15 protein-coding genes are annotated in these 17373 nt (G+C 40.2%); 8 read left to right on the forward strand and 7 right to left on the reverse strand.

Features of this window, described 5'->3' with window-relative positions:
* Positions 1 to 45: 45 nt before the first annotated feature.
* From V7L95_RS11775 to V7L95_RS11790, 4 genes are all read right to left on the reverse strand, one after another.
* Entirely contained in the window at positions 46 to 921 is an 876-nt protein-coding gene (locus V7L95_RS11775) for a helix-turn-helix domain-containing protein (protein ID WP_017366931.1), read from the reverse strand.
* A 20-nt stretch (positions 922 to 941) separates the two neighbouring features.
* The gene (locus V7L95_RS11780; protein WP_008348933.1) at positions 942 to 1151 is read right to left on the reverse strand and encodes a YheE family protein; all 210 of its coding nucleotides are present in this window, start codon (positions 1149 to 1151) and stop codon (positions 942 to 944) included.
* Positions 1152 to 1296: 145 nt separating this feature from the next.
* Positions 1297 to 2655, reverse strand: coding sequence for a YheC/YheD family protein (locus V7L95_RS11785; RefSeq protein WP_017366932.1), 1359 nt, complete (start codon positions 2653 to 2655; stop codon positions 1297 to 1299).
* A complete protein-coding gene (locus V7L95_RS11790) occupies positions 2612 to 3718 on the reverse strand; it encodes a YheC/YheD family protein (RefSeq protein ID WP_284564977.1) in 1107 nt (368 codons plus the stop codon). Before V7L95_RS11790 ends, V7L95_RS11785 begins: the two co-directional genes overlap by 44 nt.
* 214 nt (positions 3719 to 3932) lie before the next feature.
* On the opposite strand from V7L95_RS11790, the gene V7L95_RS11795 reads away from it, so the two are divergent.
* The 5 genes from V7L95_RS11795 to V7L95_RS11815 all read left to right on the forward strand — a co-directional run bounded on the left by V7L95_RS11795 (position 3933) and on the right by V7L95_RS11815 (position 9827).
* A complete protein-coding gene (locus V7L95_RS11795) occupies positions 3933 to 5066 on the forward strand; it encodes a DUF445 family protein (RefSeq protein ID WP_060832210.1) in 1134 nt (377 codons plus the stop codon).
* A gap of 122 nt (positions 5067 to 5188) precedes the next feature.
* Positions 5189 to 5545, forward strand: a complete 357-nt coding sequence (locus V7L95_RS11800; protein ID WP_008348927.1) for a YlbF family regulator — start codon at positions 5189 to 5191, stop codon at positions 5543 to 5545.
* A 446-nt stretch (positions 5546 to 5991) separates the two neighbouring features.
* Positions 5992 to 6858, forward strand: coding sequence for a Cof-type HAD-IIB family hydrolase (locus V7L95_RS11805; protein WP_008348923.1), 867 nt, complete (start codon positions 5992 to 5994; stop codon positions 6856 to 6858).
* 113 nt (positions 6859 to 6971) lie between these two features.
* Entirely contained in the window at positions 6972 to 8471 is a 1500-nt protein-coding gene (locus tag V7L95_RS11810) for a coproporphyrinogen III oxidase (RefSeq protein ID WP_340966485.1), read from the forward strand.
* Between the two features lie 75 nt (positions 8472 to 8546).
* Positions 8547 to 9827 (forward strand): SidA/IucD/PvdA family monooxygenase, encoded by a 1281-nt coding sequence (locus tag V7L95_RS11815; RefSeq protein ID WP_035703452.1) that lies wholly within the window; start codon positions 8547 to 8549, stop codon positions 9825 to 9827.
* Positions 9828 to 9859: 32 nt separating this feature from the next.
* Here V7L95_RS11815 and V7L95_RS11820 read toward each other — a convergent pair whose 3' ends face one another.
* Both V7L95_RS11820 and V7L95_RS11825 read right to left on the reverse strand, forming a co-directional pair.
* A complete protein-coding gene (locus tag V7L95_RS11820; RefSeq protein WP_007497140.1) occupies positions 9860 to 11083 on the reverse strand; it encodes a cation:proton antiporter in 1224 nt (407 codons plus the stop codon).
* A 3-nt stretch (positions 11084 to 11086) separates the two neighbouring features.
* Entirely contained in the window at positions 11087 to 11584 is a 498-nt protein-coding gene (locus tag V7L95_RS11825; RefSeq protein ID WP_008348915.1) for a cation:proton antiporter regulatory subunit, read from the reverse strand.
* Positions 11585 to 12110: 526 nt separating this feature from the next.
* On the opposite strand from V7L95_RS11825, the gene V7L95_RS11830 reads away from it, so the two are divergent.
* A complete protein-coding gene (locus V7L95_RS11830; protein ID WP_081105402.1) occupies positions 12111 to 12926 on the forward strand; it encodes an enoyl-CoA hydratase in 816 nt (271 codons plus the stop codon).
* Between the two features lie 35 nt (positions 12927 to 12961).
* Here V7L95_RS11830 and V7L95_RS11835 read toward each other — a convergent pair whose 3' ends face one another.
* Positions 12962 to 13150 carry a YhzD family protein gene (locus tag V7L95_RS11835; RefSeq protein ID WP_008348907.1) on the reverse strand — a complete coding sequence of 63 codons (189 nt, stop codon included), beginning with the start codon at positions 13148 to 13150 and terminating at the stop codon, positions 12962 to 12964.
* 173 nt (positions 13151 to 13323) lie between these two features.
* Here V7L95_RS11835 and V7L95_RS11840 point away from each other — a divergent pair, with 173 nt between their 5' ends.
* Both V7L95_RS11840 and V7L95_RS11845 read left to right on the forward strand, forming a co-directional pair.
* A complete protein-coding gene (locus V7L95_RS11840) occupies positions 13324 to 14538 on the forward strand; it encodes a DNA repair exonuclease (RefSeq protein WP_046343091.1) in 1215 nt (404 codons plus the stop codon).
* Between the two features lie 16 nt (positions 14539 to 14554).
* Positions 14555 to 17341: an AAA family ATPase gene (locus tag V7L95_RS11845; protein ID WP_144610760.1), complete on the forward strand. Its 2787-nt coding sequence runs from the start codon at positions 14555 to 14557 to the stop codon at positions 17339 to 17341.
* Positions 17342 to 17373: the final 32 nt, after the last annotated feature.

The raw sequence follows: 17373 nt of genomic DNA on the forward strand, positions 1-17373 counted from the left end.
ACATCTTATTTTCATTTTTAGGCAAGGTGCTCATGATAGGATCATTTAAGAAAGATCGAGAAGATTCATCATGAAATAGGCAGCTGACGCTTCTTGAAAATGCCGTATATCTAGTCCTGTCCGTTCAATAAATTTATCAATCCGATACTGAAGGCTGTTTCGATGAACATATAAAGCTTTTGCTGCCTGCGATGCATTTAAATTACACTGCATATAGGTCGTGAGAGTCCGGTAAACGTCCCGATCAAAGATTGTTTCTATAAATGCATCTGAAATAGCGGCAGAAACCATGTCTGTATCATGGCGAATGAAAGCAGGTAGACATTGATAAAATGTTGCAACCCCTGACCTAAGTTTTCCTTGCTTCAGATGCCATAAGAAGAGCTGATGTTCATTTAATAATCTCTTTTTTAAATTTTCATTTGGCAAATGCAGCTGTCCTTGCATGAAGACAACGTCTGTTAAAAAATCACTTGTGATGGCTTGAGACAAATCATGTAGCTGTTCAAGTTGGCCATTTTCTGATGTAGCGTTTGTTTGAATGAGCATAGCTGTTTCAGTGCCTGTCCATATGAAATGAATATGTTCGAGGCTGCTGTTCACAGCCTCTTTTATTTGCTGCCTTTGTTCTGCTTGGTGATCCATTTTGAAAAAATGAACACGGACGGATTGATCGATGGTGATTGATTTGTTTTCAAAGAGATAGCTGTACCATTTCTGTTCTTCTTCCGTTTCCTGCGAATGAGGTACATCAATTGGTGTGAGGAATGAATTGAGAAGAAGCGTTTCCCTTTCTGTTAGCTCCGTTTTGTTTACTCCGAAAATTTCGCCTTCGTCTGTTTGATACCAGAGAATTTGTTTATCATTTGTTGGTGAACTGATGATATGGTGTCCGTAAACAAGTTTTAGTTTTTCTAACATGGCGAGGCTCCTTAAACAGTTTAATCATACACATGGAATAGCATTAATTCGTGGATTTCTTCTTTTAAGGTTGGTTCAACTTCATGAGGCGGAAGCTGAGAGCCCCATTCAATATCACCCGTTTTGTGATAAATGCCTTCATAGTGTGAACCATTATGAAAAAAGGATATTTTCCAGCCAGGTAATTGCGCTTTTTTAAAGAGAGGTTTCCATTGAAAATGAGAAATCATATCATCATTGCCTCCTTGCTTTTATTGATGAAACAATAAATACACACGACAATACGGAAACAACCTTGAACTTGGTTTTATTGTATCTCATCTGATGAAAAGAGCATAGGGAAAGCACAGATTTCAGAGACATGAAAAGAAAACATCAGTAGGCGTTTGCATGGTCTATAGGAGTAAGAGCCATTTGTGTTAGGTAAGATGCGTATTCAACGATTCTTTTCCCAATCAGCCATTCTGAGTTTTTCAATGGTGCATGCAGAAAAATCTCGCGGCCTGGACGAGAATTGGCTTCAAACATCCAGATAGCACCCAAGTGATCAATACCTAAGTCAAAGCCAATTTCCCCAATCAGACCAGGCATTTTTTCATCTATCACACGACTAAGTGCTAGGGCAGTATCAGAGAGCTCTTGCAAAATCTTCAAACGTTTCTCTGCATCAGGAAAGATATCATACAGTGTTTTTACTGAACCACCATGCAGTTGATGGGTTGTGACAGTGTGATCTCCTGAAACTTTTCCAGCAACGGCTGTAACAGTCCAATGACCATACTTATTTTTATTCGTATGAATTCTAAAATCCAGTGGTTGATTGTCTATTTGAAGAAGCTCAATGCCTTGTTGTGCAATCAAGTCTTGCATTGCACAATCTTTTCGCAGTTTTTTCACGAAATGGTCTACGGAATGATATGAAGTGGATTTCCCTTTATTTGAGCAGACAGTGATCCCGTTTTCCGTCTTCTTTAACTGATAAATACCGTCTCCGTGACTGCCGTTTGTTGGTTTTAAATAAATGACATGATGCAGATGAAGGAGTGTTTCTATTTTAATTAAAGCATCAAAAGGATCTAATCGTATGGAATGTGGTAAGAAAAAGCTTGTTTTTTCACCTGTTAATAGCTGTTCATGAATGTCCCATTTATTAAAAAAATAAGGGTTGAACCAAGGGATATCGTAATCTTGAGTGAGTTTTCGTTTTGTTTCTTGAATGAATGCCGACTGAGCAACCTTTCTATTAGGCAGCCGGTCATAAACAACGGATGGGAGGGGCATCTTCTTTTTTACCCAGCGCTCCTCTTGGTAAAGCAAACCGTCTACTATTCCTTTATCCCAATCGATAGTATGAGTACCAAAAAGATATGCAAAACCAGCATGCTGCCTGCAAGATTGCAGCAGTTTCATAAAATAGGAAGATCTTGCGCCTAAAGGTGCTGTATTTTGTTCGAATCCTGCAGTGAAAATGCCGATGAGAGGTCCTATATAGAGTGTATGTTGAACTAATATGACATCAGCTTTCGTTTTGTATGGAATGAGTAAAGCGCGATAAAGGTCTTCTGATAATAAAATCCTTTGTGATTGATGATGATAGGAAATGGTGAAATCATCTACTAAACAAGAACCTAAAGCAATAGATAAAATTGCCCCCTGCTCTTTAAACTGGACAGGGAGATGTACTGTTTTTTCACTTGCTGAATGAGGAGCGATGATGTAGCGTTTTCTGTTCATAAGGAACCTCCTTTTCTTCAGCCATCATCGATTTGGCATGTTCAAGTATGGTCTGAATCAATTGATTCTCCCTCTCAGGGTAAGCTTTTAAAAAAGAGGATCGTCCTGGCTTTGATCTTACATTTGAGATGAAAAGTCTGCCTTCATTTGTATGAAGCAAGTCTATAGCGAATTCAATACACGGTGAGAAAGTTTTGTCTATAAACGCTGGAAGAGATGACTGAATGGAGGCAATATCATCTAACAGCAGCTCCTTGATGTGTGGCTTTAATGAGTTTAAATAGTGATCAAAGGCTACCACATGAATGGAATTTTGTGTATTGCTTAAAAGGCTGTTTTCTACTGATGGTTTTGTATGAATCCCCATGCTATTCCATTGATTTTGTGAATTTTTTATAAGAAAAATCCTAATTTCATTGAAAATAACGTCTTTTTGATCATTCGTGTTAAAAAATTGAAGGAAAGATCGGCCGATATACTTTTTGCACCAACGCTCAACCTCTTCTGAATGTGAAAAGGTGATGATTTGCTTAGCGTTTAGCTGCACAGTAATGAGTGATTTGTCTCTTAAAGAAATGAAGCAAGAGGGTGCTGCGTGCTGTTGAGAAAGCGGCTGTATTTTACAATATCCGCCCTTTCTGACCAAGTTGAGAAGGTCTGAAGGCTCTGTCAATAGAGAGCAGACAGGTAAGTATGGTTGTAAAGAAGGGAGGAGACGGAGCTGCTCGAATAGCCGCATTTTATTTGAAATTCCAGTATTCAAAAAAACGGTTTTTGGATACTTTTTTAACCAATTCATGATAGGTTTTGCTTTTTTTGATTGTGCGTCATGCTGATAAAGACAACGATCATAAATCAAGTCAGGAATCTGAAATTCTGACGCTTCAAATCCTTTGCCAGTCTTAAATTTTTGACCGTGAATGACATTTGAAGCAGGCTTTAAATCTAGAGGTGAAAAACGAACAACTTCTAATTCAAAAGAAGAGGCTGCTTTGGCAAGCTGATGTGTGAATGCTTCTTCATGCTTCGGAGAAAGAGTGACAATGCCGAGCGTTGACATCATGAAACAACACCTACTTTTCAAATTCATTTTTTAACATCTGAAAAACACTTTTTGTTGATTTTACATAAACTTGGCGTTCCTATATCATTACGACAGATCGTTGTCTCATATGTCACATTGAATGCTTCATTTGCTTGGACTCTTGACAACAACTATAATACGTATAGATAAAAACAATAAACTTCAGGTGTTGTTTGAAAGGTAGATGACGACTTTGGATATATTCACAACGTTTCTCTTTATGATTGTGATAGGTGCAGTGATAGGGGCAGCAACAAACCATCTCGCAATTAAAATGCTTTTTCGTCCGTATAAGCCATATTATTTATTTGGGAAGCAGCTCCCTTTTACACCGGGTCTCATTCCTAAAAGAAGAGATGAAGTAGCCAAGCAGGTTGGCGTCATGGTGATGGAGCATTTACTAACGCCAGAGGGTATTAAAAAACGATTTGAATCATCAGAGGCAAAGCAAGAGATATTGCAGGCAGTGCACCGATATATTGATAAAGGTGCTGATATGGAAATGACGGTTTTCTCTATGTTAGAAAAATACGGTTTTTCAGAGGCTGACGTTAAAGCTGACGCATGGCTTCATCAGTGGACTGATCATAAGCTCCACTCACTGCTTGAAAAGTATGATCAGCAAACGCTGTCTGAGCTGCTGCCACAGGATGTAGAAAATAAGCTTGCATCCAAAATTCCAGATGCCGCAGATTATATTTTAAAGAGAGGCATTCATTACTTTGAAAGTGATGAGGGAAAAGCAAGACTCGGTCATATGATAGATGATTTCTTAAAAGAACGAGGAATGCTTGGCAGTATGGTCCAAATGTTTTTAGGGAATTCAAGCTTAATTGATCGCGTACATCCTGAAATGATGAAGTTCTTAAAGAATGCAGAGACAAAAAGGTTTTTATCAGATCTACTTGTTCAAGAATGGGACAAGGTAAAGCAATTTTCTTTACATGAGCTTGATAAAAAATGGAATGTGAAAGAGCTTCTATTTAGTGTGAAAAAGCAATTGCTTTCACATTTTTCTACAAAGGTGCTGTTAGATAGACCAGTAGGAGTTTACATCAGTGCAGTAGCGGATGATCTTAAGACCAAATTTGCTCCATCTCTCATTGATAAAGGGATTGAAGCCGCATCTAATGCGCTTGAGGGACTGCTCGCAAAGCTCCAATTTGAAGAAATTATTCGTGAACAAATTGAACTTTTCCCGCTTGAAAAAATGGAAGAGCTTGTGATCAGCATATCTAATAAGGAGCTGAAGATGATCACATTTTTAGGCGGTCTTTTAGGTGGATTGATCGGTGCTGTCCAAGCGATTTTTGTCACCTTATTCTAAGGCAAGATCGAGAAATTTCGATGAATTTATTGTATATATGTGAAACGAAAGCCATAGTTTGTTATAGTGGAGTGGTGTCCGCCGATCCATATCGGTGATAACGGATAGAAAGGAGACATAACATGTCTGTAAATCTTTATGATGTTGCATATGACCTTGAAAAAGCACTGCGTCATAGCGAAGAATATTCAGCTTTAAGAAATCTTTATGATGAGGTAAATGGGGATGAGTCCTCTAAAAGAATGTTTGAGAACTTCCGTGACATTCAAGTAAACCTTCAACAAAAACAAATGACTGGTCAAGAGATTACACAAGAAGAAGTAGAGCAAGCGCAAAAAACGGTTGCACTTGTGCAGCAACACGATAAAATCTCTCAGTTGATGGAAGCAGAACAACGCGTAAGTGTTCTCATCGGTGAATTAAATAAAATTATCATGAAGCCTCTTGAAGAGCTTTATGGAAATACAGAAGAAAATTAATTGAAAGGGCGATCATATTCGCCCTTTTTTTCATTCATATCGCCGCTTGTATATCTTTAAAAAAAGGGTTGTCGAAGCTCGTAAATTCTGCGATAATACTTATTGAAAGTGCTTTCAAAAAGCGCTATCGTGATGAATTGGGTGCGTTCCACTTTGGATTTACGGCGATGAGCCAAATGAGAGAGAAGCGCTTCTGGGAGAAAAGCAAAGCATAAGGGGATATGATATAAGCAATGCTTTGGTGTGTGAAAGATGAGGGGATCATGGGGAGCTTCATCACGCCATTGTTACGCATCCAAACCATACATAAAAAAAAGCCTAGGGGTAGGCTTTTTTTATTTGCGATTGAGGCATAAAACAAGGGCTGCTTCAACTGCATGTTCTAAAGCGATAAGCTAGGGCATATCCTCATCGTAAGTACAGTCATCAAGAAGGGGGATGCCTCAGTGTCAAAAAAGCTACTTGCACTCAATATAGATGGAACGTTACTTCGTTCCAATGGGAAAATCCATTCCGCTACAAAAGAAGCTGTGGAATATGTTAAGAAAAAAGGGGTTTACGTGACGATTGTCACCAACCGTCATTTTCGATCCGCGCAAAAAATTGCCAAGGCGTTGAAAATACCGACTTCAACTCTTGTGACGCATAGTGGTGCATTTATCGCTGATAAGCTTGATGAGCCGCTCCATGTGAAGAAATTAACGGAAGAGAAAACATTTAATCTTGTGCAGATCCTTGAAAGCTTTGATTGTAATGTTCGCTTGTTACATGAAAAATTCTCAATCGGCAATCGGAAAAAAACACAGTCTCAACTGATGGGAAAAACGTTGATTCATCCATCTGATCCCATTTTCTATCCCGTTCAATTTGTTGAATCATTAAGTGATATGCTCATGGATGAACCGGTTAGCACACCTGTCATTGAAGTGTATTCGACGGCAGCACTTCAGCCTGAAATCCACACAACCATTCAACAAGCATTCCCATCTGTGGATCTGATTAAGATCAGTGATGAGAAAATGAACATTGTATGCAAAGGGGTATCGAAAGAAGCAGGACTTTCTCTTTTAACTTCAGCACTAGGTTTTACATTAGAAGATACGGTCGTGATCGGTCACGGGACAGACGACATCCCGATGCTTGAGTTAGCTGGCTTAGGCGTTGCGATGGGGAATGCACCTCATTCGGTCAAACGTAAAGCCGATTGGGTGACACGTTCTCATGATGAACAGGGTGTTGCTTATATGATCAAAGAATACTTTAGAATGCAGCAAAGGGAAGGTTTTTTACATCAATTTGATATTAAACGATAATATAATGAAGGCCCTGTCTATTAAGAAATGGCAGGGCCTTCGTCTGTTCTCTTCATTGCTTTTCCTAGATGAATTTTGTAAAATGAAACAAGTTTGAAGATAAAGGTGATACGATGCGAATTTTAGTTAAAGGGCTGTCTGATGAACGATTTCATCGACCGCTTGTCAATATAGCCAATTTATTTGAAGAAGATAGTGAAGTGCTGTTTGATTCCGGTGAAGCAAACGATGGCCTAGTGATGGTGTTTGATTGGAAAGAAAATGGCGGTATGGTGGAGGCTTCTGGCCATATTGCTGGATCAGATATGACGAGTCGTTTTACAAGAGAGATGCCAGAGAGCTTGAATGAAAAAGAGCGCTGGAAGCAAATCAAAAACACTGTGTTGTCTGTTTATTTACATCTGCTTCAGGAATATACAGGAATGACGCAAAAATGGGGGATTCTTACGGGGATACGCCCTACGAAATTACTTCATAAGATGCTAAGAGAAGGCATGACAAAGGAAGAAGCACATGCAGCGTTAAAGCGCGATTACTTGATTCATGATGAAAAGATCCATTTGATGCAGGAGATTGTTGATCGTCAAATCAAAGCTATTCCAGATCTGTACGATCTACAGGAGGAAGTGAGTATTTATATCGGTATTCCTTTCTGTCCAACAAAATGTGCTTATTGCACGTTCCCTGCTTATGCCATTCAAGGACAAGCTGGAAGAGTGGGAACGTTTCTTTTTGGGCTGCATTATGAGATGCAAAAAATGGGCGAATGGTTAAAGGAACATGGGATTAAAGTGACGACTGTTTATTTTGGCGGAGGTACTCCAACGAGTATTACAGCAGAAGAAATGGATTTGCTGTATGAGGAGATGTATCGCTCTTTTCCAGATGTGAAACATATTCGGGAAGTCACTGTAGAAGCGGGACGACCTGATACGATTTCACCTGATAAGCTGGAGGTGCTCAACCGTTATCATATTGACCGGATTAGTATCAATCCGCAATCATATGAGAATGAAACATTGAAAGCGATTGGCCGGCACCATAGTGTGGAAGAAACGATTGAAAAGTATCATTTATCAAGGCAGTATGGCATGAATAATATTAACATGGACTTAATCATTGGGCTGCCAGGAGAAGGGCTAAAGGAATTCCAACATTCCTTGCAGCAAACAGAAGAACTGAAGCCTGAATCTTTAACGGTGCATACCCTTTCCTTTAAGAGAGCGTCTGAAATGACCCGCAATAAGGAAAAGTATCAAGTGGCAGACCGTGAAGAGATCACACGTATGATGGATGAAGCGGTTGCTTGGACAAAGGCACATGACTATCATCCGTACTATTTATACAGACAAAAAAACATTTTGGGGAATCTCGAAAATGTCGGGTATTCGTTAGATGGACAGGAAAGTTTGTATAATATTATCATTATGGAAGAGGTGCAGACGATCATTGGCATTGGATGCGGCGCTGCGAGTAAATTCATTGATCCGCGAACCGGAAAAATTATGCAGTATGCCAATCCAAAAGATCCAAAGTCTTATAATGATCGTTATGAGCACTATACGGAAGAGAAGATTCAGTTTCTTGAGTCATTATTTGTTTCTCACATGTAAACACTGCGGTGACGCAGTGTTTTTTTCATTTGTAAAAGGGTATATAGGGGGTAAAAAGGTAAAGCAGGTGTACATATGATGGATGTGATCGGAATTGGGATTGGGCCAGCAAATTTAGGATTGGCCGCTTTATTAGAGGAGTATGAAGATGTGACATGCTGTTTTTTTGAACAGGAAACCGAATTTGCTTGGCATCCTGGTATGCTCATCAAAGGAACGGACTTACAAGTTTCCTTTCTAGCGGACCTTGTGACAATGGCTAATCCAAGGAGCAAGTATACATTTTTAAATTATTTACATGAATCAAACAGGCTTCACCGATTTTATACATTTGAACAATTTGATATTCCCCGGAGAGAATTCAATGAGTATTTATCATGGGTTGCAGGTGAATTAGATAGCTGTCAGTTCGGGATGAAGGTGGAAGAAGTGACCGACTGTGAAGACGGGTATCTTGTAAAAGTTCGGCGGTTGAAAGATGGGGCGCTTTCTGAATATCGTGCAAAGCATGTCGTCCTTGGAACTGGAAGCAAGCCGATGATTCCTGTCGATGTGCCAGAAGCTGCGTTGCCGCATGTGACCCATAGCAGCCGTTATGTAGATCAACAAAAAGAACTTCATGAAGCTGAAACGGTGGCGGTGATTGGTTCAGGTCAGAGTGCAGCTGAAATTTTCTTAGACCTGCTTCAGCATCAGAAGAAAGGACAGCAGCTTTCGTGGTTTACACGTTCAAGTGAATTTAGAGAGCTAGAGACAGCGGAGCTTGGTCAGGAGCTATTTACACCTAAGTATGTTGAATATTTTCATTCCCTTCCTTATGAAGAACGGATGAACACATTGCCTAGACTGGCAGGATTAAGGAATGGCATAGATGCATCGACGCTTTCTCGTATTTATCAGGAATTGTACCATCGCTCCGTTTCAGGAGAAGAGCCTTCTGTACTCATTCAGCCAATGACTGAGCTTGAAGCGATACATATGGAGGATGAGCAGCAGTTAGAGCTGCATTTGAAACAATGGCAACTGAAGAAAGAAAAGAAAATGACAGCCGATCATGTGGTATTGGCTACAGGATATACGCCTAATATTCCGGAATGGTTTAGCGCATATGAACCATTGATTGAATGGGAAAGCGATGAGCATTTTAAAGTGACAGACGACTTCAGGCTTGTGTTTAAAGACAAACGGTCTCATCATTTCTTTACATTCACGAACCTTGATCACTCTCATGGAACAGCGGCGACCAATTTAAAACTATCGATCTACCGCAATCAGAAAGTCATCCGAACCATTCGCGGGGATACGAAAGAACAAGTGAAGCAAGAAACAGCATTTCAGCAATTTGAATTAATATAAAAAGAAGGGCCCCAGCACAGGGCCCTTTTCAATTAAATGGTTGTTTCTCTTTTTACTTTTGGTTTTTCAGTTTTCCATTTGAAGATTTTGTTTAGGATTTGATAGATACGCTTTGATTCTTTCGTCACTAGCGGTCCTAAAATCGCAAGGATTAATACATATAATGCAGCAAATGGCTTCAATGTAGCGGCAAGCCCGCCTGCAATCCCAAGTTCGGCTACAATGATGGAAAACTCTCCTCTTGATACGATGGTTAATCCAATATTAGAAGAAGCTTTATGAGAGAAACCGGCTCTTCTTCCAGCAAACATCCCGGCGGTGAAGTTCCCAATTAAGGTGAGAATGACAGCGCCGATCGCAAGCCAGAAGGCATCTCCTAATGTAAATGGATCAATACTCAATCCGAAGCTGAAGAAGAACATGGCGCCAAAGAAATCTCTAAAAGGAACAACGAGATGTTCAATGCGGTCTGAGTGCTCTGTTTCTGAAAACACAAGACCTAGTAAGAGAGCGCCAATGGCCTCTGCGACATGAATCGTCTCTGAAAAACCAGCCACGAAGAACAAAGCGGCAAAAATGACAATGATAAATACTTCATTTGAACGGATATCGAATAGTTTGTTTAATAGTTTTGGCAGCTTACGTGCGATGATAAAGAAAATCATCATGTAACCAAAAGCGATTAAAATAGATAATAAGGCACCGCCAACGGACGTGGCATCTCCAAGGACAAGACCGGATACGACAGATAAATAGACGGCGAGAAAAATATCCTCAAACATAATAATCCCAAGAATTAACTCTGTTTCAGGGTTCGCTGTCCGTTTTAAATCGACAAGGACTTTGGCGACAATGGCGCTGGATGAAATGGTGATAACGCCTGCCATAATGAGAACTTCAAGGAATCCAAAGCCTGTGATAAACCCATAAAGCAATCCTAAGCTAAAGTTGATCAAAATATAAATAGATCCGCCGACTGCAATGGATTTACCCGATTTTATGAGTTTGCCGACAGAGAACTCAAGCCCGAGGTAGAATAGAAGGAACAGGACACCCATTCTACCAAAAAACGAAATAATCTCGGTGCTCTCGATAAACTTCAAATCAATGATCCCGATGGTTGGTGCATGCGGACCAACAATCATCCCGAGGACAATGAGAAAAGGAATGATAGAAAATTTAATTTTATTGGCGATTAAGCTGGCAATGGCGATGAGAATAAGCGCCGTTCCAACTTCAAAGACTAAATGATCCATTCATCACTCTCCCCCTCTAGAAAGAAAATCACGTATCAATCGCTTCAAGTGTTTTCTTTCGCCTGAAATGACCATCGTATCATTTGCTTGAATTATCGAATCGGCACCGGGGTTGAGTAATTTTTCATTTGTATGTTTAATGATCGCAATGACGGTGACTTCATAATTTTGTCTCACATCTAAATCGCCGAGTGTATGTCCAACCGCTTTTGCGTCTTTTTCTACCTTAAACCATTCAATGATCAAATCATTGAACGCCATTTCAATCGTTTCAAGTGCTTGCGGCTTATACACCATACCGCCAATAATGGCAGCAATTTGCCGGGCTTCAGCATCATCGAGAGAAATGGTGGACAGTATTTCATCTGGATCTTCATCGTCGAAACGATAAATCTCCCGTCTGCCATCATCATGAATCACAATCGTCATCTTTTCTCTATTTCTCGTTTCAATTTCAAATTTCTTTCCAATCCCAGGAAGATCATTTTCTTTAATGTTCATTTTATCCCTCCGAATATGATAGGTTTTGTTTTTCATATAGTGAGTACGGATGAAATAAAATGAATCAGTCGAGGTAATTTGATTGGTACATAATGGGGATTGCACACTTCATTTCTAAAAAACATAAATCAATAGAATGCGCTGTGGTTGATGCAAACTTTACAAGAAAAGCTTTTGAAGCGCCCATTGATAACCTCTGTTTTAACAGAAGAGATGTAGCATGTTTTTTTGAGAATGGAGGTGTCTTCACAGCATTGATTTCTTCATCATAAATCGATGGAGAAATCAGGCTAGGTGTGCTCGCTTCTGCTTGTGAAGCAAAAACGACATTTGAAAAGGGAGAAAACATGACGATGCAGCTAATCAATATACATATGGAACTTCTTATCAATCATTCTCCCCCTTTCATATGATGTTTTATTTCTTATTTTACTATATAAAAATATATTTCTCGTTTCAACAATTATGCTTATTTTAGTATCAGTTGATCTTGAAATTTTTTATGTAGAGGAAAAGGAATTGCTTGATGGAAATTGAAGTAAGTCATGAGCTTGAAAAGAAAGAGGGGGAATGGATGATGACATATATCAATTGTCAGGTAGATGGGGATATTTTTGAAATCGTTTTCAATAGGCCTGAAGCGTATAATTCGTTTCATGTTGACATGTTTGCTGAATTGAAGGAAGCGTGTGATACAGCGAGTGAGAGCAGTGCGAAAATTGTTGTACTCAAGGGGATGGGCAAAGGGTTTTCAGCAGGCGGAGATATTGGCATGATGCTAAAGCAAGATCGTGAAGAAGATTTTCATCGCGTGATGGATCTGATCGAGGGAATTACACTTTCTTTAGCCAGTATGAAAAAAGTGACGATTGCACTTGTCCACGGGGCAGCGGCTGGTCTTGCTTTTAGCTTTGCCCTTAGCTGTGACTATTTGTTTATGCATCAAGATGCTAAACTTGCCATGAACTTTAATGGAATCGGGTTAATCCCAGATGGCGGAGGGCATTTTTTCCTCACCAAAAGAGTTAGTGAACAAACCGCTAAACAATTGATTTGGAGCGGGCAAAAGCTGCCGGCTGAAGAAGCGCTCAAGCTTCGCCTTGCAGACGGCGTGTTTCAAGATGAGGTGGATACGTATCAGAAAGCGTGCGTCAAGCCGTTTTTAAATATGCCGCTTCAAGCCTTTGTTGAAACAAAGATGATTTATTTTCAGCAGTCAGAATCACAGCTGTTAGCCGTTCTTCAAAAAGAGCGTGCTGCACAAGCTAGACTGAGACAAAGCCGTGATCATCAGGAGGGTGTTCAAGCGTTTTTGGAAAAAAGACGTCCTGTGTTTCATTAAATAGAAGAATGAATGGCCGGCGGATGCCGGCTTTTTTAACGTTCAAATAAAAGAAGTTTACCTGCATCATTGACGAGCCGGTGAGAATGCTTTGTGTATTGTTGTTCGATTAAACGATGACGTCCTAACTCTTTTGCTTTTTCATCACTATCTGTGGTGATTTTTTCGTTTAATAAGGTTTCACCTGACGAATCAAATACAGTCAAAAAGTAGGTTTTCTCCATCTCTGATCTTCCCTTTCTTCTTGTTTTTTAATGAATTATACAAGGAGGAAGTTAAAACCTCTTTTTTTACCCCTAAAAATGTGTTTTTTAGAATAAGAGCGATAGAACGTGCATTCGTAAAAACGGCGTGATAAAATATGGACAACTACAGTAACGTACAAGGAGATAGACGTTTGACGAAGCTCACTTTTATTCATGCCGCAGATCTTCATTTAGATAGTCCGTTTGCGGGAATGTCCAATATACCGAACCGAATTTTTAAGAGGTTGAAAGAAAGTACATTTCAAAGTGCCAAGAACATGTTTGAACTTGCAATTGATCGAGAAGTAGACTTTATGCTGCTTAGCGGAGATCTATTTGACGAATCGAATCGCAGCCTAAAAGCACAGCTTTTTTTAAGAAATCAGTTTCTTCAGCTGCAATCACACGGGATTGAAGTGTTTATTATTTATGGTAATCATGATCATTTAGGTGGTGAATGGACACCAATTGAGTGGCCAGAGAATGTTCACGTTTTTTTGAGCAGTACGCCAAGTGAGCAAGCCTTTTATAGAGATGGTCAGCTTGTGGCAAGTATTTACGGGTTCAGCTACAAAGAGCGAGCTGTCCATGAAAATATGACACCTTATTATGAAAAAAAAACAGATGCCCCCTATCATATTGCCATGCTTCACGGCACATTAGCAGGTCAAGAAGGGCATGATGCGTATGCACCATTTCAGCTTCAGCAGCTTCTAGCGCGGGATTTTGATTATTGGGCGCTTGGACATATTCATAAGCGGACTCTTCTGCATGAAGACCCAATGGTGATCTATCCTGGAAACGTGCAAGGAAGACATATAAAAGAAACAGGAGAGAAAGGCTGTTATGTCGTTTACCTATCTGAAGATGCTCAAAGAGCGGAGTTTATGAGCTGTTCAGATGTCATCTTTGAGACATTGACAATAGATATCACACATACCGCTCATATGACCGATCTTGTGACACTTGTGGACAAAAAGATGAGTGGACTGAAAGAGAGAGGTGTTCCTCATTTTGTGAAAATCGTACTAACTGGCGATGCTCCTGCTTATATGGAGCTCACGCAGCTTGAAGTGCTTGAGGAGCTGATGGTTGTACTTCATGAACAGGAGGAAGATGAAGACTTGTTCGTTTGGGTGATGTCGATTGACTGCCGGACATATGAAGATGCCGTCTATCCAGAAGATTCTTTTTTGACAGAACTAACAGCAGAAATTGCCGAGTTTGATGCGTATGATGAGCTGCTTTTACCGATCAAGCGTCATCCAACCTATAGAAAAGCAGGAAAAGCTCTTACAAAAGAGGACGAGATCGATATTAAAGAAGAGGCACAAAGGCTGCTGGCAGAACAGCTGAAGCAATTATGAGAAAAGGAGAGGCATGATGAAAATACGTTCACTCCATATTGCGAATTTCGGGAAATTTTCCAATCAAACCTTCCACTTTTCTGATGACGGTTTTCAGTTAGTTTATGGCCTGAATGAATCGGGGAAAACGACATTGAAGGCGTTTATTGAATCGATGTTATTTGGTTTTTCCAAAAGCCATATGTATAAGCCAAAGCATGGCTCGTTTTATGGTGGTTCTCTTACGTGTTTAGATGAGGAATTAGGTGTGATTCATATTGAAAGAACATCTGATCATGGCGGCCAAGCTCAGGTGTTGCTTCCAAATGGTGAAGTGAAAGATGAAGCTTTTCTACATGCGATGTTAAAGGGAACGGATCGCAGATTATACCAATCGATCTATTCTTTTGACGTGTTTGGTCTGCAAAATGTACAAGCATTAAATCAAGATCAAATAGGGGAATTTCTACTCTTTTCAAGTTTGTTTGGCTCAGATGCGGCATCCAAAATGGACAGCAGGTTACTAAAACAGCAGGAGCAGCTTTTTAAACCGAATGGACGTAAGCCTGAATTAAATCAGCAGCTTGATCATGTAAAAGAGCTGTCAAGTAAGTTGAAACAGGCCAAATTGGTAGAAAGTCGTTATACTGCAAAGAAAAAAGAACAAGCTGAATTAACCGAGAAGGTAGAAATGCTTCAGCATGCAATGAGACAGACTGAAGAAGAGATTCAGCTTTTGACTGAACATATTCGACTTTATCCTATGATAGAAAACAAGATAGAGTTAAAAAAAGATTTGGCTAGTTATCCAGAACGAGTCAAACGGTTTAGACCGGAAACCGCGCATGAACTTGATAAATTAGAATCACACCTTCACCCAAAAAAGGCGCAAGTGACGGCACTGAAACAAAAATTAGATCATTTGCAAACGTCGCTCACGCAAGTTCAGCCACTCTATGACAAGGATACGGTATTGGAGATGAAGCGAGTCATAGCTGAATCATCTGATGCTGAACTTGTGAAGAAACGCTTAGCAGAAGGGAAAACAGAGCAGAATTCTTTGAAACAAAAAATAGAAGAAGCATCAGCGAAGCTGAAGTGGCAGCGTCCAATCAAGCTTGACCAGCTGGATGATTCACTTGACTTTGAGTGGGAATTAAAAGAGGCTGTGAGCCAATACGTTCGTTTAATGGATAGGAAAACGCAGCTCGATGACCGGTTTGATCATGCAAGACATGAGCTAGAAGAAGCGGAAACCGCTCTAAAAGGATTAAAGGAACAGCCCGTTAAAGAGCAAGATGCAGAAGATGTCAGGGGCACAAAGGCTACAGTGAAACAGAAGCATTCCAGAGTGTGGTTATTCCCGCTGATGTTCGTGCTATGTGCTATCATTCTCACGGTCTTATTCGTTTTAGCAGAGAGCTGGGTGACGTTACTGTTTGCAGGATTTTCCGTATTTATCTTGATTGCTATTTATCCAGTGCTTAAACAGACTCAGATGAAGGAAGCAAACGACAGTAACGCCTATCATTCTTTTCAAGTTCAAACAGCTTCAGCTGAAACGCTAGTGAAGCAAAAGGAGCTTTTATACGAAAGAATGATACAGCAATATGAAGACTGGGAGCGGGAACTGGAACCTGTACAGCAGCAAGTAGAAGATATGAGAAGGCAGCTGGGGTTGTCCTCAGAGCTCTCATTCCTTGTGGAAGCTTTCCATATCTTGAAACAATTAAAAGCGAATACAGCGGCATATGAGGCGCTTAACAAGGAAATAAAGATGCTCACACAGCAGCAATCGACCTACGAGCAAAGAGTTTCAGCGCTCATGAGTCTCCTTCAAAGAAAAGAAGGGACCATTCAAGAGAATATCTCAGCCTTTCAAGAGATATTGAAAGATGAGGAAAAAAGAGAAAAAGAACGTCAGACATTGCACGTATCCATTCAGCATGTAGAGCAGCAGCTGACAACATTAGAAGGAGAAGTTCAATATTATGAAAAACAAACGGACGAGCTTTTTCGAAAAGTAGAAGCAGCGTCAAAAGAAGATTATCATGTCCTGTCTCATCTATCCAAAGAATACCGTGAGCGGCTGTACAATTTGCAGCAGCAGAACCAAGAGCTGCACAAAAGCGGTTATATAGATGAGGAAGAGGTCATTGTCCGTAAAGGTTTACGCACCCTTGAGGAGCAGTGTGCACAAGCAAAAAGACGTCTGAATGACATGCAAGAGAATGTGACGAATATGAAAAAACGCTTGGCAGAATTAGCAGTAGAAATACGCCAAATAGAAGCATCAGGTACAGTGTCTGATTTGACTCATCAGCTTGCTGTAGAGCAGGAGCAGGCAAAGCATCTAGCGAAAAAATGGGCGGCTATTCAGCTCGTTCGTTCCGTCATTCGAGAGAAACTCAATGAGCATAAAGAAACGAGGCTACCAGCACTCCTCCAAACAGCTTCACGATTTATTCAGCCGTTAACGAATGATCGATATGAAGTGATTTTATTTTCTGCCGAAGATGACCGTCTGATTGTGAAACGGAGGGATGGACGCCTATTCCGCCCGGAGGAGCTTTCACAAGCAACATGTGAGCAAATTTATCTCTCGATTCGTTTTGCACTTGCTTTGTCCCACCAGCAAGATTGTCAGCTCCCATTTATGATGGATGACAGTTTCGTTCACTTTGATCATGTCCGTCTAGACAGGGTGCTGGAGCTGATGAGTGAACTCACTCGTTTTGAAACACAGCTGTTTTATTTCACTTGTCATCATTATATGAAACAAGCAGCGGAAGACGGGCAGATTACGAGTTTAGTAGTGGAATGATTGACAAATTATGACTTATGTTATACTTATAT

Origin of the sequence: Bacillus sp. PPSBB_11, from assembly GCF_038023285.1 — a bacterium.
GTDB lineage: Bacteria > Bacillota > Bacilli > Bacillales > Bacillaceae > Bacillus > Bacillus altitudinis.

Bases quoted from the DNA above. Each gene is read 5' to 3' on its own strand.
- V7L95_RS11815 (WP_035703452.1), top strand. From the start codon at position 8,547: ATGATGGATGTGATCGGAATTGGGATTGGGCCAGCAAATTTAGGATTG.
- V7L95_RS11810 (WP_340966485.1), top strand. From the start codon at position 6,972: ATGCGAATTTTAGTTAAAGGGCTGTCTGATGAACGATTTCATCGACCG.
- V7L95_RS11835 (WP_008348907.1), bottom strand. From the start codon at position 13,150: ATGGAGAAAACCTACTTTTTGACTGTATTTGATTCGTCAGGTGAAACC.
- V7L95_RS11775 (WP_017366931.1), bottom strand. From the start codon at position 921: ATGTTAGAAAAACTAAAACTTGTTTACGGACACCATATCATCAGTTCA.
- V7L95_RS11790 (WP_284564977.1), bottom strand. From the start codon at position 3,718: ATGATGTCAACGCTCGGCATTGTCACTCTTTCTCCGAAGCATGAAGAA.
- V7L95_RS11845 (WP_144610760.1), top strand. From the start codon at position 14,555: ATGAAAATACGTTCACTCCATATTGCGAATTTCGGGAAATTTTCCAAT.
- V7L95_RS11830 (WP_081105402.1), top strand. From the start codon at position 12,111: ATGGAAATTGAAGTAAGTCATGAGCTTGAAAAGAAAGAGGGGGAATGG.
- V7L95_RS11780 (WP_008348933.1), bottom strand. From the start codon at position 1,151: ATGATTTCTCATTTTCAATGGAAACCTCTCTTTAAAAAAGCGCAATTA.
- V7L95_RS11825 (WP_008348915.1), bottom strand. From the start codon at position 11,584: ATGAACATTAAAGAAAATGATCTTCCTGGGATTGGAAAGAAATTTGAA.
- V7L95_RS11820 (WP_007497140.1), bottom strand. From the start codon at position 11,083: ATGGATCATTTAGTCTTTGAAGTTGGAACGGCGCTTATTCTCATCGCC.
- V7L95_RS11785 (WP_017366932.1), bottom strand. From the start codon at position 2,655: ATGAACAGAAAACGCTACATCATCGCTCCTCATTCAGCAAGTGAAAAA.
- V7L95_RS11800 (WP_008348927.1), top strand. From the start codon at position 5,189: ATGTCTGTAAATCTTTATGATGTTGCATATGACCTTGAAAAAGCACTG.